The organism is Bacillus altitudinis 41KF2b (assembly GCF_000691145.1).
Taxonomy (GTDB): Bacteria; Bacillota; Bacilli; order Bacillales; family Bacillaceae; genus Bacillus; species Bacillus altitudinis.
In genome coordinates, this window is record NZ_ASJC01000006.1 from 115,632 (window position 1) to 138,658 (window position 23,027).

Annotated in this window: 21 protein-coding genes; 18 read left to right on the forward strand and 3 right to left on the reverse strand. The window is 43.4% G+C overall.

Features of this window, described 5'->3' with window-relative positions; all coding sequences use genetic code 11:
- The first annotated feature begins 6 nt into the window (after positions 1–6).
- The 4 genes from opuAB (at position 7) to BA79_RS12620 (ending at position 3,456) form a co-directional block, all read left to right on the forward strand.
- A complete protein-coding gene (opuAB, locus tag BA79_RS12605) occupies positions 7–852 on the forward strand; it encodes a glycine/proline betaine ABC transporter permease subunit OpuAB (protein ID WP_029575460.1) in 846 nt (281 codons plus the stop codon).
- Positions 852–1,733 (forward strand): glycine betaine ABC transporter substrate-binding protein, encoded by an 882-nt coding sequence (locus BA79_RS12610; RefSeq protein WP_008342122.1) that lies wholly within the window; start codon positions 852–854, stop codon positions 1,731–1,733. Before opuAB ends, BA79_RS12610 begins: the two co-directional genes overlap by 1 nt.
- Before the next feature lie 108 nt (positions 1,734–1,841).
- Positions 1,842–2,648: an alpha/beta fold hydrolase gene (locus BA79_RS12615; protein WP_234781013.1), complete on the forward strand. Its 807-nt coding sequence runs from the start codon at positions 1,842–1,844 to the stop codon at positions 2,646–2,648.
- An 85-nt stretch (positions 2,649–2,733) separates the two neighbouring features.
- Positions 2,734–3,456 (forward strand): SDR family oxidoreductase, encoded by a 723-nt coding sequence (locus BA79_RS12620; RefSeq protein WP_019743827.1) that lies wholly within the window; start codon positions 2,734–2,736, stop codon positions 3,454–3,456.
- A gap of 47 nt (positions 3,457–3,503) precedes the next feature.
- Here the strand turns inward: BA79_RS12620 and BA79_RS12625 are convergent, their stop codons facing one another.
- A complete protein-coding gene (locus BA79_RS12625; RefSeq protein WP_008342120.1) occupies positions 3,504–4,631 on the reverse strand; it encodes a M20 peptidase aminoacylase family protein in 1,128 nt (375 codons plus the stop codon).
- A gap of 153 nt (positions 4,632–4,784) precedes the next feature.
- Here BA79_RS12625 and BA79_RS12630 point away from each other — a divergent pair, with 153 nt between their 5' ends.
- The 3 genes from BA79_RS12630 (at position 4,785) to BA79_RS12640 (ending at position 9,046) form a co-directional block, all read left to right on the forward strand.
- Positions 4,785–6,215 (forward strand): YfcC family protein, encoded by a 1,431-nt coding sequence (locus BA79_RS12630; RefSeq protein WP_007498311.1) that lies wholly within the window; start codon positions 4,785–4,787, stop codon positions 6,213–6,215.
- Positions 6,216–6,432: 217 nt separating this feature from the next.
- Positions 6,433–7,380, forward strand: a complete 948-nt coding sequence (locus BA79_RS12635; protein ID WP_008342118.1) for an L-lactate dehydrogenase — start codon at positions 6,433–6,435, stop codon at positions 7,378–7,380.
- A 43-nt stretch (positions 7,381–7,423) separates the two neighbouring features.
- Positions 7,424–9,046 carry an L-lactate permease gene (locus BA79_RS12640; RefSeq protein WP_035703106.1) on the forward strand — a complete coding sequence of 541 codons (1,623 nt, stop codon included), beginning with the start codon at positions 7,424–7,426 and terminating at the stop codon, positions 9,044–9,046.
- 249 nt (positions 9,047–9,295) lie between these two features.
- Here the strand turns inward: BA79_RS12640 and BA79_RS12645 are convergent, their stop codons facing one another.
- Positions 9,296–10,285, reverse strand: coding sequence for a LacI family DNA-binding transcriptional regulator (locus tag BA79_RS12645; RefSeq protein WP_035703108.1), 990 nt, complete (start codon positions 10,283–10,285; stop codon positions 9,296–9,298).
- A gap of 109 nt (positions 10,286–10,394) precedes the next feature.
- On the opposite strand from BA79_RS12645, the gene BA79_RS12650 reads away from it, so the two are divergent.
- The 7 genes from BA79_RS12650 to BA79_RS12685 all read left to right on the forward strand — a co-directional run bounded on the left by BA79_RS12650 (position 10,395) and on the right by BA79_RS12685 (position 17,373).
- Positions 10,395–11,720, forward strand: a complete 1,326-nt coding sequence (locus tag BA79_RS12650) for a DegT/DnrJ/EryC1/StrS family aminotransferase (protein ID WP_035703110.1) — start codon at positions 10,395–10,397, stop codon at positions 11,718–11,720.
- Positions 11,695–12,561, forward strand: coding sequence for an HAD-IIB family hydrolase (locus BA79_RS12655; protein WP_024718989.1), 867 nt, complete (start codon positions 11,695–11,697; stop codon positions 12,559–12,561). The genes BA79_RS12650 and BA79_RS12655 overlap by 26 nt, the downstream gene beginning before the upstream one ends.
- Positions 12,558–13,604: a Gfo/Idh/MocA family protein gene (locus BA79_RS12660; protein ID WP_007498302.1), complete on the forward strand. Its 1,047-nt coding sequence runs from the start codon at positions 12,558–12,560 to the stop codon at positions 13,602–13,604. Before BA79_RS12655 ends, BA79_RS12660 begins: the two co-directional genes overlap by 4 nt.
- A gap of 57 nt (positions 13,605–13,661) precedes the next feature.
- A complete protein-coding gene (locus BA79_RS12665) occupies positions 13,662–14,849 on the forward strand; it encodes an MFS transporter (protein ID WP_025206703.1) in 1,188 nt (395 codons plus the stop codon).
- Positions 14,850–14,974: 125 nt separating this feature from the next.
- A complete protein-coding gene (locus BA79_RS12670) occupies positions 14,975–15,604 on the forward strand; it encodes a LysE family translocator (protein WP_035703113.1) in 630 nt (209 codons plus the stop codon).
- Positions 15,605–15,725: 121 nt separating this feature from the next.
- Positions 15,726–16,109: a UPF0715 family protein gene (locus tag BA79_RS12675; RefSeq protein WP_035703115.1), complete on the forward strand. Its 384-nt coding sequence runs from the start codon at positions 15,726–15,728 to the stop codon at positions 16,107–16,109.
- A gap of 505 nt (positions 16,110–16,614) precedes the next feature.
- Positions 16,615–17,373, forward strand: a complete 759-nt coding sequence (locus tag BA79_RS12685; RefSeq protein ID WP_035703119.1) for a YqcI/YcgG family protein — start codon at positions 16,615–16,617, stop codon at positions 17,371–17,373.
- On the opposite strand, the gene BA79_RS12690 is transcribed toward BA79_RS12685, so the two are convergent.
- Positions 17,368–18,717, reverse strand: coding sequence for an amino acid permease (locus BA79_RS12690; protein ID WP_025206708.1), 1,350 nt, complete (start codon positions 18,715–18,717; stop codon positions 17,368–17,370). The two genes, BA79_RS12685 and BA79_RS12690, sit on opposite strands and share 6 nt — an antisense overlap.
- Before the next feature lie 82 nt (positions 18,718–18,799).
- On the opposite strand from BA79_RS12690, the gene BA79_RS12695 reads away from it, so the two are divergent.
- From BA79_RS12695 to BA79_RS12710, 4 genes are all read left to right on the forward strand, one after another.
- Positions 18,800–19,396 (forward strand): DUF1989 domain-containing protein, encoded by a 597-nt coding sequence (locus BA79_RS12695; protein ID WP_024718981.1) that lies wholly within the window; start codon positions 18,800–18,802, stop codon positions 19,394–19,396.
- Positions 19,397–19,591: 195 nt separating this feature from the next.
- On the forward strand, positions 19,592–20,413 hold the full coding sequence (nadE, locus tag BA79_RS12700; RefSeq protein WP_035703121.1) for an ammonia-dependent NAD(+) synthetase: 822 nt from the start codon (positions 19,592–19,594) through the stop codon (positions 20,411–20,413).
- Positions 20,414–20,737: 324 nt separating this feature from the next.
- A complete protein-coding gene (locus BA79_RS12705; protein WP_017358571.1) occupies positions 20,738–21,595 on the forward strand; it encodes a citryl-CoA lyase in 858 nt (285 codons plus the stop codon).
- The gene (locus BA79_RS12710; RefSeq protein WP_035703123.1) at positions 21,592–23,025 is read left to right on the forward strand and encodes an aldehyde dehydrogenase family protein; all 1,434 of its coding nucleotides are present in this window, start codon (positions 21,592–21,594) and stop codon (positions 23,023–23,025) included. Before BA79_RS12705 ends, BA79_RS12710 begins: the two co-directional genes overlap by 4 nt.
- Positions 23,026–23,027 lie beyond the last annotated feature (2 nt).

A 23,027-nucleotide genomic window follows, 5' to 3' on the forward strand; every position in this document is an offset into this window, starting at 1 on the left:
TTTAGTATGAGTGATTTACCTAGAATTCCGTTCGCGGATTATATCGATCAATTTGTTGACTGGTTAACATTAACCTTTGGTGGTTTCTTTGATGGCATCACAAATGGATTAGCTGGAACAGTAAATGGTATTGTAGCTGCACTTGGCGTCATTCCATCCATTATTTTAACGCTTATCTTTGCCGGCATTGCTTGGTGGATCAGTACAAGAGGAGTTGCTCTTTTCACACTTATTGGATTCTTACTGATCGACTATTTAGGCTACTGGCAGCCAATGCTGCAAACACTTGCGCTCGTTCTGACAGCTGTGGTCATTTCTATCGTGATCGGGGTTCCGATCGGTATTTGGGCATCACAGAAGGAAACGGTGCGTAAAATTGTCACACCTATTTTAGACTTAATGCAGACAATGCCTGCATTCGTATACCTTTTACCAGCGATCTTCTTCTTTAATATTGGAGTTGTTCCTGGGGTTGTGGCATCGGTTATTTTCTCTATGCCGCCAACGATTCGTATGACCATTCTCGGTATTAAACAAGTACCAGCGGATTTGATTGAAGCAACAGAGGCTTTTGGTTCTACGACATTCCAGCGTTTGTTCAAAGTTCAGCTTCCACTTGCTACAAAAACCATCTTAGCTGGGATTAACCAAAGTATCATGCTTGCTCTATCCATGGTCGTCATTGCGGCAATGGTAGGTGCACCAGGACTTGGTTCGGAAGTATATAGTGCAGTAACGCAGCTGAAAACAGGGATTGGTTTTGAAGCTGGTATTGCCATTGTTATCGTAGCGATCACACTAGATCGTATTACACAAAACATTAAAACGAAAAAAACCAGGGGGAATGCTTAATGTGGAAAAAGTCTCTCTACATTGGGATGACCGCCCTGCTCGTCTTTTTACTAGCGGCTTGTGGTGCACAATCAGATTCAAATGCAAGTGCAGCACAGCAGGTCAATAAAACGATTATCGGGATTGATCCGGGTTCAGGTATTATGGCCTTAACCGATCAAGCGAAAAAGGATTACGGTTTAGAGGATTGGACGGTTGTATCTGCCTCAAGTGCAGCGATGACAGCGACATTGAAGAAATCGTATGACCGTAAAAAACCGATTATCATCACTGGCTGGAATCCTCACTGGATGTTTTCCCGCTACGATTTGAAATATTTAGATGATCCGAAAAAATCATATGGTGACGAAGAAGAAATTCACACCATTTCTCGTAAAGGATTTGCGAAGGATCAGCCGGAAGCAGCCAAAATGCTCAGTCAGTTTAAATGGTCTCAAGATGACATGGGTGAAGTGATGCTTGATATTCAGGATGGCGTCAAACCAAAGGATGCTGCAGTTAAATATGTGAAAAAGCATAAAGATCAAGTAGCGAAATGGACAAAAGGCGTGAAAAAGTCAAACGGTGACAAAATCAATCTTGCCTACGTTGCGTGGGATAGTGAGATTGCAAGTACCAATGTGGCCGCAGAGGTATTGCGTGAACTTGGCTTTAAAGTGACCTTGACTCAGGTTGAAGCGGGTCCAATGTGGACAGCAATTGCAACCGGAAGTGCTGATGCATCATTATCTGCATGGCTTCCAAATACGCATAAAACGTATGCAGCGAAGTTTAAAGGAAAATATGATGATCTCGGTACAAGTATGAAGGGTCTTCGCATGGGTCTCGTTGTTCCGACTTATATGAAAAACGTCAACTCGATCGAAGATTTGAAAAAATAGCCAATTGTATAACAGTTCCCTTATAATAGAAGGGAGCATATGGAAAAAGCAGTCTGCTCAAAAAGCGACTGCTTTTTCTTATATATAAGGATGGTGGATGAGTTGTCGATGGTGGAAAAACCAATGATGATTTTCCTGCACGGTGGAGGCGTAAGCAGCTGGATGTGGCAGGAGCATATGGAAATATTCAAGGAAACGTATGAATGCTATACCCCTGATTTTATCGGTCACGGGACAAGAGCAAATGAAAAGTCGTTTTCCATGCGAGAAAGTGCTCTTGAAATCATTTCATGGATAAAGGAGCATGCACATGGTCGTACAGTCATTCTAATTGGCTTCTCTCTAGGTGCACAGGTAGCCGTTGATGTGTTATCGAGAGAGCCAGACATCGCAGACATCGCCATCATCAATAGCGCCCTTGTGTTGCCATTACCATGGCTCTATTTGATGGTAAGGCCCATTTTACCTCTTACATATCCGTTATTAAAGAAAGATTGGTTCATCCAGCTGCAAGCAGAAAAGATGGGACTTCCAAACGATGTACTGGATCATTATGCAGCGGATTCCAAACAATTGCAGAAGAAGACGCTGCTTACGATGTTTCAAGAAAATCTTCATTACAAGCTCCCTGACACGTTTCAACAAGCAAAGGCACGGATTCTTGTGACAGTGGGAGAAAAGGAAAAGGGCATTATGACTAGGTCAGCAGAAAAGATCACGAATGCACACCCGAATGCAGCCGGGTTCATCGTTCCTGACATTGGACATACGTTTACTTTTGAAAAGAAAGAACTTTTTGTCGACATGATCAAAAGCTTTATAGAAGAGCGTGCGTTACCAGCGGAATTAAAGGAAATAAGGAAGCTAGGCCATTTAGAAAGTGAAGATGAGCATAAAAGGGGTAAGCATGTATAAGACATTGTATGATATAGGTATAAAACGCTTACAGATGAGTTGGTGTATGGATGGAAGCTCGTAAGTGAGCCATGAAGGAGGAAGCATGAGTAAAAACTATATCATATTTGGTGCGAGTCAAGGATTAGGGGATGCCTTTGTAAAAGGTCTTCCTTCAAGTGGAGATACAGTATGGATTGTGTCACGAAGTGAACCAAGCAGTTTGAACATAGACGATGGGGTGCGTAGAATCTGGCTGAAGATCGATTTATCAAGCCAAACCCATATCCCTTTTATGCTCGAAGCATTGAAGGATCAGACAATTGATGTACTCATTTATAACGTAGGTTTATGGGAGAAACGCGGCTTTGAAGATGATTATTCTTTCGATCATGATCAACCGGAGGATATCGCTCATTTAATCAATGTGAACGTTACCTCAACGATTACCTACATCCAAGCTCTGCTTCCGCACGTAAGGACATCTGAGAATGGAAAGATCATCGTCATTGGTTCTACTGCGGGACTTGACCATACGAATTTGTCTCAGGTTTCTTTTGTTGCTTCTAAATTTGGGCTTCGTGGTATTGTGAACGCACTAAGAGAGCACGTAAGGAAAGATAAAATATCCGTTACCTGTATCAATCCAGGGGAGCTGGCAGCAGAAGTTCCGTACGAAGATGGCGCTGAAAAAGCCATTGCTCTGTATGATGAAACGAGAATACCTGTACAAGATATTGTCGAGCTGGCGAGATGTGTTATTCATCTATCCAGGGTGTCCTGTGTGAAAGAAATCAATGTCCCGGCGATGACAGATGTGAATGCGTAAAATAAAGGAGACCACCCGCTTCAGGAAAGACGGGTGGTTTTTTTATTTTACGATGAATGCTGCTGAAGTGTTTCGTATACAGCTTCCGTCAAAATCTCAATGCCGGTAAAAATCGCAGAGCGATCGAATGTCATATAAGGGTGATGAAGCCCAGGTTTTAAATCACAGCCTAAACCGAGCATCGTCGATTTAATATGAGGAACCTTTGCTGCATAAAAATGAAAGTCCTCTCCGCCTGTCGTCACGATCGGTGGATCGAGCTGTTCTTTGCCTAGCACTTGCTCTATGGCATGTGACATGATCTCCACAGCTTCTTCATTTAATGTCGCAGCTGGAAGACGATGATCAGTTGAAAGTGTGATAGAGGCGCCAAAAGCATCTGCTACAGAATGGCATGCTCTTTCAATTTCCTTTTCTAATTCATCCATCACTTCGTTTGTCTGTGCCCGAACGTCGAGTGTAAAAGAGGCCTTGCCAGGTATGATGTTTGAGCTGCCGCCGCCTGCATTTAAATTGGTCATTTTCACAGAATGGGCGACTCGTGGATCGACATGGATATGCGCCAGTCTCTGCACAAGCGTAGATGCAACTTCGATGACGTTGACCCCAAGGTGCGGGCGTGCACCGTGAGCTTCCTCCCCTAGAATGGTCCCGACGTAATGATTACTTGATCCGTGCAAAATGGCAGGAGCGCAGCGTCCGTTTAAGGTTTCTTGAATTGGGCGCACATGCACCCCGTATAAATAATCGACGTCAGCTAACACACCTTTTTCGATCATCTTTAAAGCGCCGCCGCCTCTTTCTTCGGCAGGCTGAAAAATGAATCGGATCGTGCCACTCGGAAGTTCTTTTTCTTTCAATGCCATGAATGTCCCAAGTGCCATCGTCATATGAGCATCGTGTCCGCATGAATGGTTGGCTTGAAATACGCCATCTACTTCCTGCCACAATGCGTCAATATCGGCTCTCACAGCAACCACTGGTGCGCCTTCCCCAATTTCACCGATTACCCCTGTACAGTCTTCAAATGTTCTCGTTTTACAGCCTGCTTTCTTTAATAGATCTTCAATATAAGCCGTCGTATTTGTCTCTTCCCAGCTGATTTCTGGATGGGCGTGCAGATGTTCAAAGATGTCTGTCACGGTTTGTTTCATCTCGTTTGTCAAAGTTGTCATGAGAAGCCTCCTTGCTGACAGATAATCTGCCAAAACATTCTTTTAGTGAAATAATATTGATCTTAAATATCATCAGTGTTTATAATATAACACATCATTTGATTATTCTGAAAATTAAGTGAAATTCCGATCGGGACAAAGGGGTTTTGACAGATGAAAACAGCAACAGTATCAGCACCTGAGAAACAAAAAAGAAAACTTCAGATGCCGGATGCATATGTACTCTTATTTATGATTGCTTTAATTTGTACGATCGCAACGTATTTTGTACCAGCCGGTGAATTTGATCGGAAAACGTCAGGAGAGATCACAACAGCTGTTCCTGGCAGTTATCACCGTATTGATCAATCACCAGTTAGTCCGGTTGGTTTTTTTACAGCGATTCAAGAAGGGATGGTTGGTTCATCCTCTATTATTTTTCTGATTCTTTTTACTGGCGGAACCATTGCAATTTTGGAAAAGACAGGTGCCATTAATGGGATGATTCACAATGTCATCAGCCGGTTCCAAACGAAACAGCTATTGTTTATTTGTATTGTTGGCGGATTGTTTTCTGTACTTGGGACGACCGGAATTGTGGTGAACTCAGTCATTGGCTTTATTCCTATTGGAATCATTGTGGCACGTTCTTTAAAGTGGGATGCAGTGGCGGGAGCGGCGGTTATTTACATCGGCTGTTATGCAGGTTTTAACGCAACCATTTTGTCTCCATCTCCATTAGGTTTATCACAAACGATTGCAGAACTGCCGATTTTTTCTGGTATTGGGCTGCGTGTCATCATTTATCTTTGTTTTCTCCTATCTAGTATTGTGTACATCTATTTATATACAAAACGCTTGAAAAATAAAGAAAAGGGGAGCCTGCTTGGTGACGAGTGGTTTCCAGCTAAAGGGCTAGGAGGAGCTGATGCGGAATCTGTGGACAAGCCTGAATTCACCGGTAGACATAAGCTGATTTTAGCGGTGTGCGGTTTGTCGCTTGGGGGGTTCTTATATGGTGCGCTTCAGCTTGGCTGGACCGATAAGGAAATGGCTGGTGTGTTCATTTTCATGGCAATTGCTGCTGGACTGCTTGGGGGATTAGCTGCCAATGATATTGCAAAAACGTTTATTGTCGGCTGTCAAAGCCTTGTATACGGCGCACTCATTGTTGGCATGGCACGCTGCATTTCAGTCATTTTGGAAAACGGCAAGCTGCTTGATACTGTGGTGAATGGGCTTGCGAGTATGCTGACAGGGTTTAGTCCAATCGCTGGTGCGATCGGCATGTATATCGCCAGTGCGCTCCTTCACTTTTTGATTTCATCAGGATCAGGAGAAGCGGTTGTCTTTATACCGATTCTTGCGCCGCTTGCTGATTTAATGGGTATCACGAGACAAGTAGCGGTAGAAGCAGTGATGCTCGGTGAAGGGGTGGTCAACTGCGTGAATCCGACTTCAGGTGTGTTGATGGCTGTCTTGGCTGCAAGTGGGATTCCATACGTGAAATGGCTGCGTTTTATGGTGCCGCTTGCGCTCATTTGGTTCGTCATCGGCCTTGTCTTTATTTGTATCGGTGTCATGATCAATTGGGGACCTTATTAAATAAGAGAGAAGCCACCAAAGAGTGTTTGGTGGCTTTTTTCTTATGAGAACATGTATGGGGACAGCGGTTTAAAACCACAATATGAGTGTTCACAAAATGGCTACATTATTTTTTTGAGCAATCCCCTTGCAAAAGTTTGTGAAGTGTTGCACAATAAGAATGTGAAATATTTCACATAAGAAAAACAACCTAGTTTTACTCAGGAGGATGAGATAAATGACAAACGAAAAAGTAAACAAAGTAGCACTTATTGGAGCAGGTTTTGTCGGCAGCAGTTATGCCTTTACATTAATAAATCAAGCAATCACAGATGAATTGGTAGTCATCGATTTGAATCAAGATAAAGCAATGGGTGACGTCATGGATTTAAACCACGGGAAAGCATTCGCCCCGCATCCTGTGAATACTTGGTATGGAGATTATGAGGATTGTCAGGATGCTGATATTGTATGTATCTGCGCTGGTGCAAACCAAAAGCCAGGTGAAACGAGACTTGATCTTGTTGAGAAAAATTTAAATATATTTAAAGGCATTGTAGACAATGTGATGAAAAGCGGATTCGATGGTATTTTCTTAGTTGCTACGAACCCAGTTGATATTTTGACATATGCGACTTGGAAATTCAGCGGACTGCCAAAAGAACGAGTGATTGGTAGTGGAACAACGCTTGATACGGCAAGATTCAGATACATGCTTAGTGAGTACTTTGAAGCAGCGGCGCACAATGTGCATGCGTACATCATTGGAGAGCATGGGGATACAGAGCTTGCTGTTTGGAGCCATGCGAATATCGGAAGTGTACCGATCACAGAACTAATGAAGAGAAATGATCAATACAAACAAGAAGATTTAGACGACATCATGGAAAATGTCCGTCATGCCGCTTACCAAATCATTGAGAAAAAAGGCGCGACTTATTACGGCGTAGCGATGAGTTTAGCCCGTATTACTAGAGCCATTTTGCACAATGAAAACAGCATTTTGACTGTCAGCACTTATTTAGATGGAGAATACGGAGCAGAAGATGTCTACATTGGTGTACCTGCCCTCGTGAACCGAAATGGTGCAACTGAAGTGATGGAGCTCGCACTGAATGACACAGAAAAAGAAAAATTCGCGCGCAGTGTAAATGTGTTAAAAGAGATTTTAGCTCCTCATTTTTAATCAATCAAAGGCAACCTATCTGAGCAGAAAAGGATGAATCACTATGTGGCAGCAAATATATGATCCGTTTGGTAATGAGTTCGTCAGTGCATTGGTGGCCATGCTTCCAATCTTGTTTTTCCTACTAGCATTAACTGTATTTAAGTTAAAAGGGGTATTAGCCGCTTGTTTTACCTTGATCGTCAGTTTTGTAACAGCTGTTTTCTTCTTTCATATGCCAATTGAAAAAGCATTATCTGCTGTGGTGCTCGGTGTATCTAATGGGCTGTGGCCGATTGGGTATATCGTCATCATGGCCGTGTGGCTCTATAAAATTGCTGTGAAGTCTGGAAAGTTTGATGTCATTCGTTCTAGTATTGCAGGAATTTCTAAAGATCAACGGTTACAGCTCTTATTAATTGGTTTTAGTTTTAACGCATTTTTAGAGGGAGCCGCTGGATTCGGTGTACCGATTGCGATTAGTGCCGCTCTTTTAACAGAGCTTGGGTTTAAACCACTAAAAGCCGCAATGCTCTGCTTGATTGCGAATGCTGCGTCTGGGGCTTTTGGTGCAGTAGGTATCCCGGTTATTACAGGGGCGCAAATGGGAAATATGACGCCGCTTGAGCTGTCTCAAACCCTTGTGTACACCATTCCGTTTATTTCTTTCTGTATCCCATTTCTGCTGATTCTCATTGTAGACGGCTTTAAGGGAATCAAAGAAACACTACCAGCCTTGCTTGTTGTGAGTGGAAGCTATGCGATTCTGCAGGCTGTTACAATGGTCACGATGGGTCCTGAGCTTGCCAATATTATTTCAGCTTTAGCGAGTATGGGAATTCTGGCACTATTTCTTCGAAAATGGCAGCCAAAACACATTTACCGTGAAGAAGGCGCACCGGCCATTGAACAAAAACAAACGTTTAGCGGAGTTGAGGTGCTGAAAGCATGGTCTCCGTTTTATATTTTAACTGCCGTCATTACTGTATGGAGCCTACCAGCTTTTAAAGCATTATTTGCTGTAGGAGGACCGCTTAACTGGACAACCATTTTAGTGAAAATGCCGTTTCTGCATCAGCAAATTGTGAAATTACCACCAATTGCCCAAACAGAAACACCGATTGATGCGATCTTTAAAATTGATGTTATTAGTGCAACAGGTACCGCCATTCTAATTGCGGTGATGCTGACAGGGTTGTTCAGCAGACATATTACATTAAAAGAAGGGGCTGCCTGCTTAAATGCAGCGGTCAAAGAGCTTTGGGTCCCTGTTCTTACGATTTGTTTTGTCATGGGCTTTGCCAACTTGGCGAACTTTGCAGGCCTAAGTTCTGCTATCGGACTAGCACTTGCTAAAACAGGCGATTTATTCCCGCTTGTCAGCCCAGTGCTTGGCTGGATCGGCGTGTTTATTACGGGATCTGTTGTGAGTAACAATGCCTTATTTGGTAACCTTCAAGCAGTCACCGCTTCTCAAATCGGCTCTCAGGCAGGTTTGTTAATCGGGGCAAATACGACCGGTGGTGTAATGGCGAAATTAATTTCTCCACAATCTATCGCTATTGCAACAGCAGCTGTTGGAGAAACAGGTAAAGAATCTGAGCTCTTCCAAAAAACAGTGAAGTACAGCTTCATTTTGCTCGGCATCGTATGTATATGGACATTCATTCTTGCTCAATTTATATAGGTTGATCGATTGATTGAAAAATGAAAGACTGAGAGATTTCTCAGTCTTCAGATTGTTAACAAAGGGCTAAAATATACTTTTTTTAGCCCTTTGTCTTCTTTTCAGCGTGAAAGAAAACCTTTGCAGTCTAGGAAGGACGAGCACTGGAGCGGAGCGAATTCGGCATTCGTGAGCACCAGAGCGCAGGACTGACAAAGAATGCGAGGGTTTGTCTACACGCTGAGACTGAGAGATTTCTCAGTCTTTTTTTTATGTAGATTCTCGTGTGACAAGCCGAGTAGGCAGTTGAATATGTTCACGTTGTAATGGTTTTTGATCTTGTAGCAGCTGAATCATTTGTTTGACAGACTGCTGGCCAAGTTCGACGATGGGGATGTCGATGGTCGTGATCGTTGGTGCTGTCACCTCGCAAATGTCTTGATTGTCATAACCGATCACCGCTACATCCTTAGGAATGTCATATCCATATGAAATGGCTTGTTTAATGAGGCCTGCTGCCACTTGATCATTGCCGGTGAAAATCGCATCCGGCGCATCCGGCATCCGGTGGATTAAGTCCATCAAACGAAAGCCGTCTTCAATGGTAAAAGCCTCGCCGAACAGCCAATCTTCTTTAAGCGGCAAACCGTGATCAGAAAGCGCATCAAGATAGCCTTGCTTTCTTTGTTTTTGCGCTTCACTGCTTTCTGTATCAAAGCAAAATCCAATGGATGTACGCCCTGATTGAATCAAGTAGTCAACCGCTTTATAGGCAGCTTCCCGCTCATCATATCCGATAATCGGAATGTCTGCTGTTTGATGAAATTCATTTGCCATGACGATTGGGCCGTTTGCTAAAAATGGCTCGATTGTTTCCCACTTATTTTCTAACGCCCCCAATATGACACCATCTACTTCTTTTCTTTTTAATAATTGAAGCCCTTCAAGTTCTACTGATTCTTGATAAAACGTCTGGAGCACGATGGCTTTATACCCTTGATCTAGTGCTTCCTTTGAAATGCCTTTAATCAATTGTGCAAAAAAAGGATGGTCCACAGCTGGAACAGACACAGCAATGGTTTTTGTCTGATGTGACCGAAGGGTGCGGGCTGCTGAGCTTGGTGTATACTCCATTTCCTTCATCACCTGTAAAATGTGCTGGCGCTTTTCTTCTGATACATATGGATGGTTGTTCAGCACCCGAGAAACAGTGGTCGTTGAAACCCCGCAGCGTTTGGCAATTTCATAAATTGTACACATATTAACAAATCCTTTACACAAAGTTATTGTTCTGAAATCGATAACATCATTTACAATGTGAAACAAGTTAAATATTAACAAATGGAATTGATTAATTGGAGGGAATGGAATGCAAATATTGACGAAGATATCAGGTAAAAGCAAGGATTATCTACCGTTGCTGGATATGATCAATCAAGGTGTTCAAGTAAAGGCTGATTCAGTTGAAAAGAATCTAGCGAATGATAAGCTTGCTGCGTTCCTTGAGCAAGATATTGCGCGTACGGGTTTGGAAAAAATTCTCTTCCATTATAAACAAAATAAGGAAAAAAAGATACCGTTCCTGCCGGTCGATAAACTGATTTCGGAGGATGAGATCGATGATATTATGCAGGTGCTGAAAGAAGTATTAAGTTCAGGCCGTTTTACATCAGGCCCTTATATTCCAAAGTTTGAAAAGACGCTCGCAGCGTACTTAGGGAAAAAATATGTCATTGCCACATCAAGTGGAACAGATGCCTTGATGATCAGTTTAATATCAGCAGGCGTCCATCCTGGAGATGAGGTCATCCTACCTGCTAACAGCTTTGCTGCAACAGAAAATGCAGTGCTTGCGATTGGTGCGGTTCCAGTCTATGCCGATATTGATCCAGACACCTACTGCCTAGCGGCGAATGAAATAGAAAAGCATATCACAGATAAGACAGTATGTATTCTCCCGGTTCATTTGTATGGAAAGCAAGCGGATATGAAGGCCATTTCGACGATTGCGAAACGGCATGGTCTATCGATCATTGAGGATGGCTGTCAGGCGATTGGCAGCAGCGGGCTTGGGGCATTTGGGGATGGACTTGTTCTCAGCTTTAATCCTTACAAAAACCTTGGAGTTTGCGGGAAGGCAGGAGCCATCGCAACAAATGATGAAGCCCTAGCAGAAAAATGCATGGAAATCAGCTATCACGGTTTTGAACCAGGAAAGAAAAACGTGAAGCGCAGTGACTATGGCTTTAATTCTAAGATTGATAACTTACAGGCCGCAATCGGGCTAGAACGAATGAAATATTTAGGTTTACAAAACTTTAAACGTTTTTACTTGGCAAAGAGATACATAGATCAGCTGCAAACGCTGGAAGATGAAGGCTATATAAAGCTTCCGAAGCTGACAGACGATCATGTATGGCATCTATTCCCGATCAGAGTGGTGAAGGGAAGCCGAGATGAGCTGGCAGAGAAATTACTGGAAATGGGCATAGAAACAGACGTCTATTACCCAATCTTATCGCATCAGCATCAAACGAATCTTGTTTCTCAAAAGTATAGACAAACGGAACTACCACATACGGAAAAAGCCGTACAGCAATTACTCCACTTGCCGCTTTACCCAGGAATGCCGCTGCAAGATCAGGAGAAAGTCATCGAGGGGGTCCATCATGTTATCAAATCTTCCATTCAATAAAAAGCTTGTGCATCAACCGCAACATCCGCAGTGGATCGTCTTCTGTGATTTCGATGAGACCTATTATTCTCACGGAATGACCGAGGAGCAGAGAGAGGATGTAAAACGGCTGGAAGCTTTTGTGGCAGAAAAGAGCGAAGCCGGACAGCTCATGCTGGGCTGGGTGACGGGAAGCAGCCTCGATTCTGTTACGAGCAAAATGGAGAAGGGTGGTTTCTATCAATTCCCGCATTTCATTGCGTCGAATTTAGGAACTGAAATCGTGTATACATCAGATGGGAAATTTGGACAGCCAGATGCAGAATGGATGAAACGGCTTGATGCACAAGGCTTTTCAGACGAAAAAATTGAAGATATTCTGCAAGCCGTACGTGAAAAGGGGATTACCCTTAGGCCGCAAACGCAGCTAGGCAGCTCTGGGTATAAAAAGAATTTCTATTATCAGGAGCAGGATGAACGAACAGATCTCCATCATCTATCGTTCATCCAAACACTTGCGAAGGAGCGGGGTGTGGCGGTGAACATCAATAAATGCAACCCACTTGCGGGTGACCCTGCGGATTGCTATGACGTTGATTTTTTACCAGTTGGAACAGGAAAGGATGAAATCGTTCGGTTTATGCTGAATCAATATAACCTGTCAAAAGATAAGGGCTTTGCTTTTGGTGATAGTGGGAATGACCTGCGGATGCTTCAATCCGTCACGCACGGCTTTCTTGTCCAAAATGCAACAGCCGAAGCCAAACGGCACCATCATCAAATTTGTCATCATGGGTATGCAAAAGGAATCTATGAAACATTGAAAACAGTGATGTATAAACATGAGGAGGCACATTCATGAAGAAAATTGGAATTGTTGGAGCAGGGAATATTGCAAAAGCACATGCTAGAGCATTATCAACGATCAAAGGTGCAGAATTATCTGGGGTCTATGACTTGCACGAATCCGTCGCACAAGGATTTATTAAACAGTACGGCGGACGGGTGTATGCCAGTATCGAAACACTAGCGGATGCATCAGATGGATTGATCATTGCTTCCCCTAACTTCTGTCACAAGGACCATGCCCTTCAGGCGCTTAGAGCAGGACAGCCGATTTTATGTGAAAAACCGATGGCTGTATCGTTAAAAGAAGCGAAGGAAATGGTGGAGACAGCCAAACAGTTCCAGGTTCAAGCCAGTATGGGCTTTAACTATCGCTATTTATCTTTTGTGAATATTTTGAAGAACTTGATTGCCAATGGTGAATTAGGACGCGTTTTGACAGTACGGACACATTTTAAGAAAAATAGTGCCCTTAGAAGAAAGACATTTTCGTGGAGAGACAGCGGCGAAAGTCTGCGTACAAGTGGTGCATTAGGAGATTTAGGGATTCATTTGATTGATATGCTGTGGTACTTATTTGGCAGTGAAATGAAAAAAGAATCCCTTAATACGAAGATGCTGACACATGTAAAGGAAAAAGAAGAGAAAAAGGTACAGGTTGATGACCATACCGAAATTTTTGGACAAATGGAGAATCAAGTGTTCTTTCATTTGGTGACGTCCAAAAGTACGCAGCCCGAGGAATGTGGATTTAGTGTAGAAGTGGTGGGGCATGACAAGGTTTTTAAATACCATACAAACATGAAAAACGAATATGAGATCAGTGATGGTTTGTGTGTAGAGCGTCATCAAATGCCGCAAACATTGCTGACAGATCCGCCGAATGAATTTTATGGATGGTCTGATACATTCCGTGATCAGCTGATGCATTGGGTAAATACAAACTCATATCCATCTCATATGAAGGTAGCTGATTTTGAAGATGGTTATCGCGCGCAGGCTGCGCTGAATACATGCTTCGAGAGGGAAGAGGCTGTCGTCTCTGCCCGTGCATATTAATGAAGAGGTGGAGCGGAGGATATCATAACTCCGCTCCTTTTTAGAGGAAGTGAAAAGATGAAAAAGGTGTTTTATTTTGGCTGTATCTTTTATTTTTTTATTGGGACCATTCATGTGTTTTTTGGCAGTTTAACGCCTTATTTGCTGTCTAGTTATGATAAGGGTCCTGGGGAATTATCTTCTTTAATCTTCTTTCAGTTTATTGGCTTTTTGACAGGCGTTCTTTTGTCGCCCATTCTTGTGAGGAAAAAAGGCTACGGCACTGTTCTGACGATGGGATTGCTGCTGATGATCGGAGCGCTTCTTCTTGGCCTTTTAGTGCCGGGCTGGACGATTCTTGTGGTGGCAGGTTTTTTCCTTGGGAGCGGTGCAGGCAGTCTTGAGACGACGGCCGGGGCGTATGTCATTTCAATGGCAAACAGTGCAAAGCGAATCAGCATCATGGAGGTCTTTTTTGGATTAGGTGCATTATTATTTCCTCTATTGATTCTGTTGACTGTGACAGAGGAAACGTGGCATTATGTGTTTTTATTTCAAGTCGGTGCACTGACTTTTTTTCTCATGCTCTGGCTTACCTTTATGAATAAACTCCCTCGTGGGCAGATGGCGGCTCCAATTCAAGACATGAAGAAACCGTCCTTGCTGTTTGATCGAGGGAATCGAATGATTGTGGTGTTGATGATCTGTTTTGCGTTTTTCTACGCAGGAATTGAAACGAACTTTGCGAACTTTTTACCGTCGATCATGCTAGAAAAAGGGGGAGACAACTGGGGTCTTTTTGCGGTCTCTACTTTTTGGACAGCGATCGTCATTGGCAGAACTGTCATTGCGAGAAAAGCCGATCAGCTGCATCCGCTGCGTTTTTTAAAGTTAAGCGCAGCGCTGATGATTGTGCTGCTCGCCGTATTTGCTCTAGCCACCCACATCGCCGCGCAGCTAATTCTTATCTTTTTCATCGGTCTGTGCGCAGCTGGCATGTTCCCCATTGCCTTGACGGCTTCTGCATTAATGATTGAAAATGCCATCGACGAGGCCACGAGTTATTTTATTGCCGCCGCTAGTTTAGGTGGAGCTTGTTTGTCCTTTTTGATTGGGTTTAGCCTTGAGTGGGCAGGTGCGGCAAGCGCCGTCTTTGTTTTCGCCTTTTTAGCTGTTCTCCTTTTTGCGGCTGCCATTCAAATGAATCGATCTCGGAAAAAAGAAACCATACCCACACAGCCGCCGGCGATGAAAGCCGATCGATAAGCAGCTGCTCTGGTGGCTCCTCCTTTTGTATAGCATATCTTCAGAAAAGGTGACGAAGGACTTGTACTAAAACAACGAAAGCGTGAATAACATGTACAAGTCAGCATCAAAAGGAGGACGTCTATGTGGCGGTGTTTTTTGGTTATATCTTTTTAGGGTTGTCACTTTCAGCGCCTGTTGGGCCAGTCAATGCAGCCCAAATCGACAGAGGAATTAAAAGTGGATTTTGGCACGCTTGGATTTTTGGTGTGGGGGCTATGGCTGCGGATATTGTCTATATGCTCCTCATCTATTTTGGTGTCGCCCAGCTTTTGACTGCACCTCTTGTGAAAACCTTTTTGTGGCTGTTCGGCTTTTTCGTTCTGACCTATACCGGTATTGAAAGCCTTCGTAAAATCAATTTGCAGGAAAGCCCAAAGAAGGATGGAGGAAACACGTCGATCGGGCATTCGTTCATGACGGGATTTTTTATTTCTCTTTCCAATCCGCTTAGTATTTTATTTTGGCTTGGAATTTATGGAAGTATTTTGGCCAATACGATTGAAAAGTATGGAGCATCTCAAATGCTGATGTACAGCATGGCTATTTTTATCGGCATGCTCATATGGGATTTCTGTATGGCGCTGCTTGCCAGTACGTTTAGACGGTATTTAAATGAACGAATGTTGCACGGCTTATCCGTTCTGGCAGGTCTCTCTTTACTTGGCTTCGGTGCCTATTTTGGATATCAAGGAATCATGGCGCTCATTGGATAGAATGGTTGATAAGAAAAAGGGCTAAAATCTAAATCATTTTAGCCCTTTTTCATATTTGACAGAAATAGGACATTCTTCAATAATGATGGAAGAGATACATAAAATTGAAGGAGTTTTTGCCATGCGTATGTTCCTGCCAGCATTCAACTATGTGTGTATGCTGATTTTGTCTGTGATCACAGCGACATTTGTTTATACCATGTTGTTTGCCCCACCTGAATCCAGATTCAGTTATGTGGAGGTCACCAGTCTTTTCATTTTGATCGCTTATGTCCTATTTGCTACACCTATCCAAATGATTTTACACCGTCATCCTGAGAAGTTTCGACGCCGTGATTTATTGGTTTATTTTATCGGGGCGTGGGTGGTTTGTACGGCGCTCGCATTATGGATTGATTATGGTGTTGTCGTCTTTATTAGCTACAAAGTTTATCTATTTAGCTTTTGCGCGGCCTTCATTTATTGGCTGCTTGATTCCGCCTTTTTAAAGAAGAAACAATCATAAAGGCTTTTCCCGTTTTTTCTCTTGAACATGAACGTGTATGACCTTCGAGAATCCGCTTGATACAAAAGCAAAAGCCGTCATCAGAAGGACCCAATATAGATTGCTAAGGTCAAATCCAGTATAAGCGAAGATGAAAATCATCGAAATCACGGACGTTAATATGAGGACAGGAAATATCCGTTTAAATAGCAGATAACCAACAAATCCCCAAAGGAAAGCCATCACTGGTAGTGTAAATAAGATCAGATACATCGGATGGAGAAAAAGAAGACGCATGTCATTCACCCATTTCTTTTATAATGACCAACTCTATTAGATAGAGGCGGCTAAATGATGATATGCAGAAGCATACTCATACATGATTAGATAAATGGAAGTGAATTCCTGCCTCATCTGGCAAATCAACTACCTTGTGAATGTCCAGTGAAAGTCGTTGAAGGACAGTCACCACAGCTTTTTCCTCCTCATAGGCTATGGAGAAGACGCTAAAACGAGGTGGAAGAAAATGGCCCAGCTGTATGCAAAAAGTTGCCTTGATCAAAATCTACGATCACTCGAAGAATGGAAGCAAGATGCCTTCACACAGTTTGGAGAGATGGTAGGGGATGAGGCAGATACATTTCCGTGTGTACCAGGCAGACAAGGATTTTTTCTCGATCATTTACGCTATGGATTTGTCGGTGATCTGCGGGGAGACGGGGCAGTGAATGAGTTAGCAGAGCTGCTAAAAGAATATCAAGGCTGCGCTAAACAAACTGGTCAATACGCTTCATTTATCTGCTTTTTTGAAACTCCGCAGGATTTAAAGGAAAGCCCAATTGAAGAATTTGAGCAGCAGTTCTGGTCATTGCTTCAACGGTTACATCAAAAAGATGAAGTGCCATGGCCAGCGGAGATTCCACTGGACCCTCATCACCATGAATGGGAGTACTGCTTTCATGGCGAGGCTTATTTTATTCTGTGTTCAACACCAGCTCATAAGCTCAGAAAGAGCCGCCACTTTCCATATGTCATGATGGCATTTCAGCCCAGATGGGTGTTCGAAAAATTGAATGGATCGACCAAGTTTGGACAAAAAATGAGCCAGCTCGTTCGCAAGCGGCTCAAAGCATATGATCAAGTTGACGTCCATCCATCGTTAAAATGGTACGGTGATCCAACAAATCATGAATGGAAGCAATATTTTCTCCCAGATGAAGAGGCGGAGAAACCAGCCTCCGCCAAATGCCCATTTACTGCTTTAAAAAACATGATGAAATTATGATGCGGCCTGATCCTGTTTCCACTTTTTTCTCATAAAGAGTACCATGATGCCAATCACGGCGATGATCCCAATGCTTATAAAAAAGCCGGGTCGTCCGCTTGCCTCTGTCAGAGTGCCTGAAACAGCCGCACCAATCAAGAGCAGGGCAAGAACCGTTTCACACGTTTGACGAGTAGATGGTTTTGACAGCTTTTTGCTCGAAAGCAGAATAAACACCCATGTGTATAAAAGAGTTAAGCCGGCTGCTGTTGTGAGATGCTCATATATGTGTTTGGACAAAAAGAGTGCCAGCAAAATCGAGACAATCAATCCAGCAGCAGTTAACAAGATCGAAGACCATCTGACATGAGATGGTTCTTTTTGTTTAAAACAAGCAGGTGCATCGTGATGTTCCGACATCGTGCCAAGCAGCGTCGTGACTGCATAGAGGGAGGCAACCAATGTGGAAAACCCAGCAATAATGAAAATGCCATTAAAGATATGAAGAAAAATCGATAAATGAAATGGTTCCAGTGATGTAATAAATGGACTGCTATTCTCGTTAAAGGCTGTCACTGGCACAAGCAAAAGCGCAAGTCCGATGGAGACGATATAAATGACAGCAAGAATGATCAGCATCACACGTCCAGATTTTGCGGCATCTTTCGGGTCTTTTAAATGAACCGCCATCAGCCCCATGACTTCAATTCCCCCGAAAGCATAAAACGCATAAATCAGCCCATTCCATAGACCGAGTGGGCCGAGCGGCATCCATTCATGGTCTTTATTTGGCAGGTGTAGGGTGGGCCTATGCTCTGTGAGAATGCCGCATAAAACAAGAACGGCAAGGACGACAAACAATAGGATCGCCCCGGTTTTCAGCACGGCAAGAACATTTTCCGTCTTTTGAAAAGAAGAAAGCCCAATGATAATCACAAGCAGGGCAAGAGCGGAATAAATCGCTGAAAACACCCATAGTGGAATGGATGGAAACCAGTGACGAGTAAAAAGAGAAATCGCCGTCAGCTGACTCCCTGTGATCAGCATTTCTGAAAACCAATACACCCAGCCATTACTAAAACCCGCCCAGCGCCCATAGGCTTTTCGGGCATAGGAACAAAATGATCCCTTATCTGGGTTCTCGGCTGTCATCGCAGCCAGGTGTTTAAAGACGAGATATGTGCCGACTGCCGCAAGCAAAAATGAAATGCAGACGGAATAACCGGATTTTGTAATGGCGATGCTGGAACCAAGGAAGAAACCAGTGCCGATTGTACAGCCGACTCCGATAAGAGAAAGCTGCCACCAAGATAAAGATTGTTCTTCTTTCAATTTGTGTGCAACACCTTTCCGATTCAATAGCATTAGCTTGTGACCGCCTCTTTTTTTTATACATGATCAAGAGGACGTTTTGGGCATACTGTCAACATGGAAAGGAGTGCATGTGATGAACGGAGAATACGTGATTTTACCAAAGGATGGATTTGGCTTTCGGTTAGGAAAAGGACAATGTATGCGAGTGGTTGATGTCGAAGGGCAGCAAGTAGCAGACGTGATGGCCTATCATGAAAAGGATTTTTATGAAAAATTTGATCAAGGCGCTACAATGGATAGCCTGTTCTCTTCCAAGGTGAAAAAGGGAGATCAGCTTTATTCTAATTTATATAAACCAATGTTTACGGTCATCGAAGATACAGTCGAATGTCATGATTTATATATGCCTGCGTGCCGGCAAGAAATGTATCAGCTCTTATACGGCAGGACGCACCTAGAGGTCATGCATACATGCTACGATAATCTCAGAACGGCTTTTGAGCCATTCGGGATTCCAAAGGAGGATATGTATTATCCTTTTAATGCGTTTATGAATACAGTCATTGATGAGAAAGGAAAACTGTCTGTCGAGCTACCAAAATCGCTCCCTGGTGATTACATTCGTCTGCGTGCAGAAATGGATCTCATCGTCGCGGTGTCTGCATGTCCTGCCGACATTGGAAAATGCAATGGCTCAAGCTGTACATCCATTCGGGTGGAGATTGATTGAAAAGGAAAGACCAGTCAAAGAGACTTGGTCTATTTCGTTTGTGAATGTTTGATCATTTATGAAAAAGGGGAACGTCTAAAAAATATCTTTTTTCAAAACATGATATAATAAAGTGGCTAAAATCGTAGGTAAATCAATTGAAATGGAAGTAAAACCTGTTCTCTTCATGTAGAGGATGCTTAGGAGGAAAAGTGTATGAGTTTGCAGAAAAAAATCAGCCAAGAGTTGCATGTGCAGCCCTCAATTGACCCAAAGCAGGAGATCGAAAAACGGGTTGGATTTCTAAAGGCTTACTTGAAAAAGACCGGTGCAAAAGGATTCGTTCTCGGTATTAGCGGCGGACAGGATTCAACGCTTGCCGGCCGTCTCGCTCAGCTCGCTGTAAGTGAGCTTCGTCAAGAAGGAAAAGAGGATGCTGTCTTTATTGCAGTCCGTCTTCCGCATGGCACGCAGCAAGATGAAGACGATGCGCAGCTGGCTCTATCATTTATTCGGCCGGACAAGTCTTGGAAATATGATATCGCGCCTGCCGTGACGGCATTCAGTGAACAATACCAAAAGGAAACAGGCGGTGCGCTGTCTGATTTTAATAAAGGGAACGTCAAAGCACGCATGAGAATGATCGCACAGTATGCCGTCGGTGGACAGGAAGGCTTACTTGTCATTGGAACGGATCATGCAGCTGAAGCTGTGACGGGCTTTTTCACGAAGTATGGGGATGGCGGTGCAGATGTCCTTCCGCTCACAGGTTTAACGAAACGCCAAGGACGGTTGTTGCTTGAGACCCTTCAGGCGCCGGAGCGATTATACTTAAAGAAACCGACAGCCGATCTGCTGGATGATAAGCCTCAGCAAACGGATGAAACAGAACTTGGTATTACGTACAATGAAATTGATGATTACTTAGAAGGAAAACCAGTTTCAGATCAAGCAGCAGAAGCGATTGAAAAACGCTATGTTCAATCAGAACATAAACGTCAAGTACCCGCTTCTATGTTTGACGACTGGTGGAAATAAAATAAGTGACCTCTCCAGAAGATGGAGAGGTCTTTTTATGTCAAATTTCAGCTGAATTTGACAGAATGAATCGAAAATGGTTCATTAATTAGTAGAACGATCTACACAAGTCTGTTTGACTAAATAAAGGATATTTTGAAGAATAAGTGGTGAAATAATTAGTTCGATTCACTTAATTTCTCATCAAAAGACAGTATTTTCAGAAAAAATGATTGACGATAAAAACGAATGCGCTTACAATGAAAACACATTCCAAAAAGTGAAATTGAATTCCACTAGACGGAATTAAAGGAGTCGTTCATCTCCAAATAAGAGGCTAAAGGAATGATTCACACAATGAAAAATCGAAGTGCACTGGAAATATACAAAGAAGGAGGCGCTTGGTGGGAGACTGAGATTAGTCATATTCAAAAAAATTCAATTGAACTTCGGGGCTATCCAATTGAAGAGCTTATTGGTCAATTATCGTATCCACAAATGCTTTATTTACTGCTTGTTGGTGAATTACTAGATGATTCGAAGGCAGCTCTTTTTGAAAGTGTTCTGGTCGCAGGTGCGGATCATGGGCCAAGAGCACCGTCTATTGCAGCGGCAAGAATGGCGGTTACGTGCGGCATTTCGTTTAATTCTTCTGTTGCAACAGGGGTGAATCTATTAGGTGATATTCATGGCGGAGCCGGAGAAAAGGCGATGCGTATGTTATACGAAGCCAAAGCAGCCTACGATGAACACGAGGATATCAAGTCTGCTGCAAAGCAAGTATGTCAGACGTGGTTAGCCCGCAAGGAAAAAATTCCGGGAATCGGACATCAGCTGCATGATGATGATCCGAGAGTGAGGCGTCTGTATGAGCTGAGTCAAACATATGTGCAGCAAGGTGATATCAGCGGAACGTACTTACGGTTAGCTGAGGCGATTAGGCATGAGCTTGAACAATTAAAAGGGAAAAAAATTACGATGAACATAGATGGTGTATCTGCTGCGATCCAATGTGAATTAAGCATTCCAGCTGAAGCGGCAAAAGGCATCTTTTCCTTATCCAGAGGAATGGGCATCGTGGCGCATGCATATGAAGAGCTGACAAAAGGTGCCCTAGTGAAAGGTCCTTGTCCGAATGAAGAAAGACTGGTTCGTTATGCGGGGGTCGGGACGCGGCACTTGAAGGAGGGTGAGAGAATTTGAGTGAATTGAAAGCGTTGTCATATATAAACGGCGAATGGCTGGATGCAAACCATGGCAAAGAAGATATCATCAATCCATACTCTGGGGAAATGATTGGTACATCCTATCTTGCATCCTCAGAAGATATAGAACAAGCGCTTTCTATTGCGCAGCAAGCTAAAAAACAAATAGCGGCAATATCAGCATTAGAACGCTCAACGCTTCTAACAAAGGCAGCTGTCTTATTGGAAGAACAAAAAGAGCATTTTGCAAAACTCATTTCTTTAGAATTAGGCAAACCGCTTAAAAATACAAGAGATGAAGTCTCACGATCAATTGAAACGCTGGCGCAGTCAGCCGAAGAAGCCAATCGACTAATCGGTGAGACCATTCCTGGCAATGTATCTTCCCGTGGACAGAGAGCAATGGCGATGACATTTAAAGTGCCGGTTGGGGTTGTGCTGGCGATTACGCCTTTTAATGCGCCTCTCAACTTAATTTGTCACAAAATCGGTCCAGCTTTTGCGGCAGGGAATGCCATTATTTTAAAACCAGCACCGCAAACATCAGCTGTCGCCACAGCGTTTGTTAAGCTCCTGCTTGAAGCAGGGTTTCCAGAAAAGAGCCTGCAGCTTGTGATTGGAGGAGTAGACGCCGGCAGACAGTTAGTCATGGATGAAAGAACCAATCTTGTTTCTTTTACTGGCGGTGCGGTGGGCGGAGAACATATTTCAAACTCTGCTGGATTAAAAAAGGTACTGCTGGAACTCGGAGGAAATGGAGCGACGATTGTTCATCATGATGCAGATATCGAGCAAGCCGCATCTCTTTGTGCCAAAACGGGCTTTAGCAACTCTGGTCAAAGCTGTATTTCTGTTCAAAGAATTTATGTCCACAAGCAAATTTTGTCGACGTTTACTGAGACACTTAAACAAAAAGTAGAACAGCTCGTCGTTGGAGATCCGCTGTCTAGTGAAAGTGATATCGGCTGTATGGTTGATGTACAGGCAGCAAAACGTGTGGAGACATGGATACAAGAGGCAGAGAAAATGGGTGCCGAGCTTCTATCTGGAGGACAACGAAATGGCGCAAGCATCACACCGGCTATTTTGCTAAACCCGCCAAAACAAGCCAAGGTCGTCTGTGAAGAAGTGTTCGGTCCAGTTGTCAGCATTCTCCCATATGAGGAGCTGGATGAGGCAATCAAAGAAGCAAACGATAGTCGATATGGTTTGCAGGCAGGTGTCTTTACGAATCAGCTAGATGTTGCGTTACACGCAGCAAAAGAGCTTGAAACTGGCGGCGTAGTCATCAATGGGACATCGAATTTCAGACTAGATCACTGGCCATATGGTGGGATTAAAAGAAGCGGTATTGGAAGGGAAGGCCCACGTTTCGCCATCGAGGAGATGACCGAAACCAAAATGGTTGTGCTGCCAAGTGGGCTATAAAG

What these genes read in the sequence shown, in the direction of transcription:
- opuAB (WP_029575460.1), top strand. Translation starts at nt 7, where the DNA reads ATGAGTGATTTACCTAGAATTCCGTTCGCGGATTATATCGATCAATTT.
- BA79_RS12610 (WP_008342122.1), top strand. Translation starts at nt 852, where the DNA reads ATGTGGAAAAAGTCTCTCTACATTGGGATGACCGCCCTGCTCGTCTTT.
- BA79_RS12615 (WP_234781013.1), top strand. Translation starts at nt 1,842, where the DNA reads ATGGTGGAAAAACCAATGATGATTTTCCTGCACGGTGGAGGCGTAAGC.
- BA79_RS12620 (WP_019743827.1), top strand. Translation starts at nt 2,734, where the DNA reads ATGAGTAAAAACTATATCATATTTGGTGCGAGTCAAGGATTAGGGGAT.
- BA79_RS12625 (WP_008342120.1), bottom strand. Translation starts at nt 4,631, where the DNA reads ATGACAACTTTGACAAACGAGATGAAACAAACCGTGACAGACATCTTT.
- BA79_RS12630 (WP_007498311.1), top strand. Translation starts at nt 4,785, where the DNA reads ATGAAAACAGCAACAGTATCAGCACCTGAGAAACAAAAAAGAAAACTT.
- BA79_RS12635 (WP_008342118.1), top strand. Translation starts at nt 6,433, where the DNA reads ATGACAAACGAAAAAGTAAACAAAGTAGCACTTATTGGAGCAGGTTTT.
- BA79_RS12640 (WP_035703106.1), top strand. Translation starts at nt 7,424, where the DNA reads ATGTGGCAGCAAATATATGATCCGTTTGGTAATGAGTTCGTCAGTGCA.
- BA79_RS12645 (WP_035703108.1), bottom strand. Translation starts at nt 10,285, where the DNA reads ATGTGTACAATTTATGAAATTGCCAAACGCTGCGGGGTTTCAACGACC.
- BA79_RS12650 (WP_035703110.1), top strand. Translation starts at nt 10,395, where the DNA reads ATGCAAATATTGACGAAGATATCAGGTAAAAGCAAGGATTATCTACCG.
- BA79_RS12655 (WP_024718989.1), top strand. Translation starts at nt 11,695, where the DNA reads ATGTTATCAAATCTTCCATTCAATAAAAAGCTTGTGCATCAACCGCAA.
- BA79_RS12660 (WP_007498302.1), top strand. Translation starts at nt 12,558, where the DNA reads ATGAAGAAAATTGGAATTGTTGGAGCAGGGAATATTGCAAAAGCACAT.
- BA79_RS12665 (WP_025206703.1), top strand. Translation starts at nt 13,662, where the DNA reads ATGAAAAAGGTGTTTTATTTTGGCTGTATCTTTTATTTTTTTATTGGG.
- BA79_RS12675 (WP_035703115.1), top strand. Translation starts at nt 15,726, where the DNA reads ATGCGTATGTTCCTGCCAGCATTCAACTATGTGTGTATGCTGATTTTG.
- BA79_RS12685 (WP_035703119.1), top strand. Translation starts at nt 16,615, where the DNA reads ATGGCCCAGCTGTATGCAAAAAGTTGCCTTGATCAAAATCTACGATCA.
- BA79_RS12690 (WP_025206708.1), bottom strand. Translation starts at nt 18,717, where the DNA reads ATGCTATTGAATCGGAAAGGTGTTGCACACAAATTGAAAGAAGAACAA.
- BA79_RS12695 (WP_024718981.1), top strand. Translation starts at nt 18,800, where the DNA reads ATGAACGGAGAATACGTGATTTTACCAAAGGATGGATTTGGCTTTCGG.
- nadE (WP_035703121.1), top strand. Translation starts at nt 19,592, where the DNA reads ATGAGTTTGCAGAAAAAAATCAGCCAAGAGTTGCATGTGCAGCCCTCA.
- BA79_RS12705 (WP_017358571.1), top strand. Translation starts at nt 20,738, where the DNA reads ATGATTCACACAATGAAAAATCGAAGTGCACTGGAAATATACAAAGAA.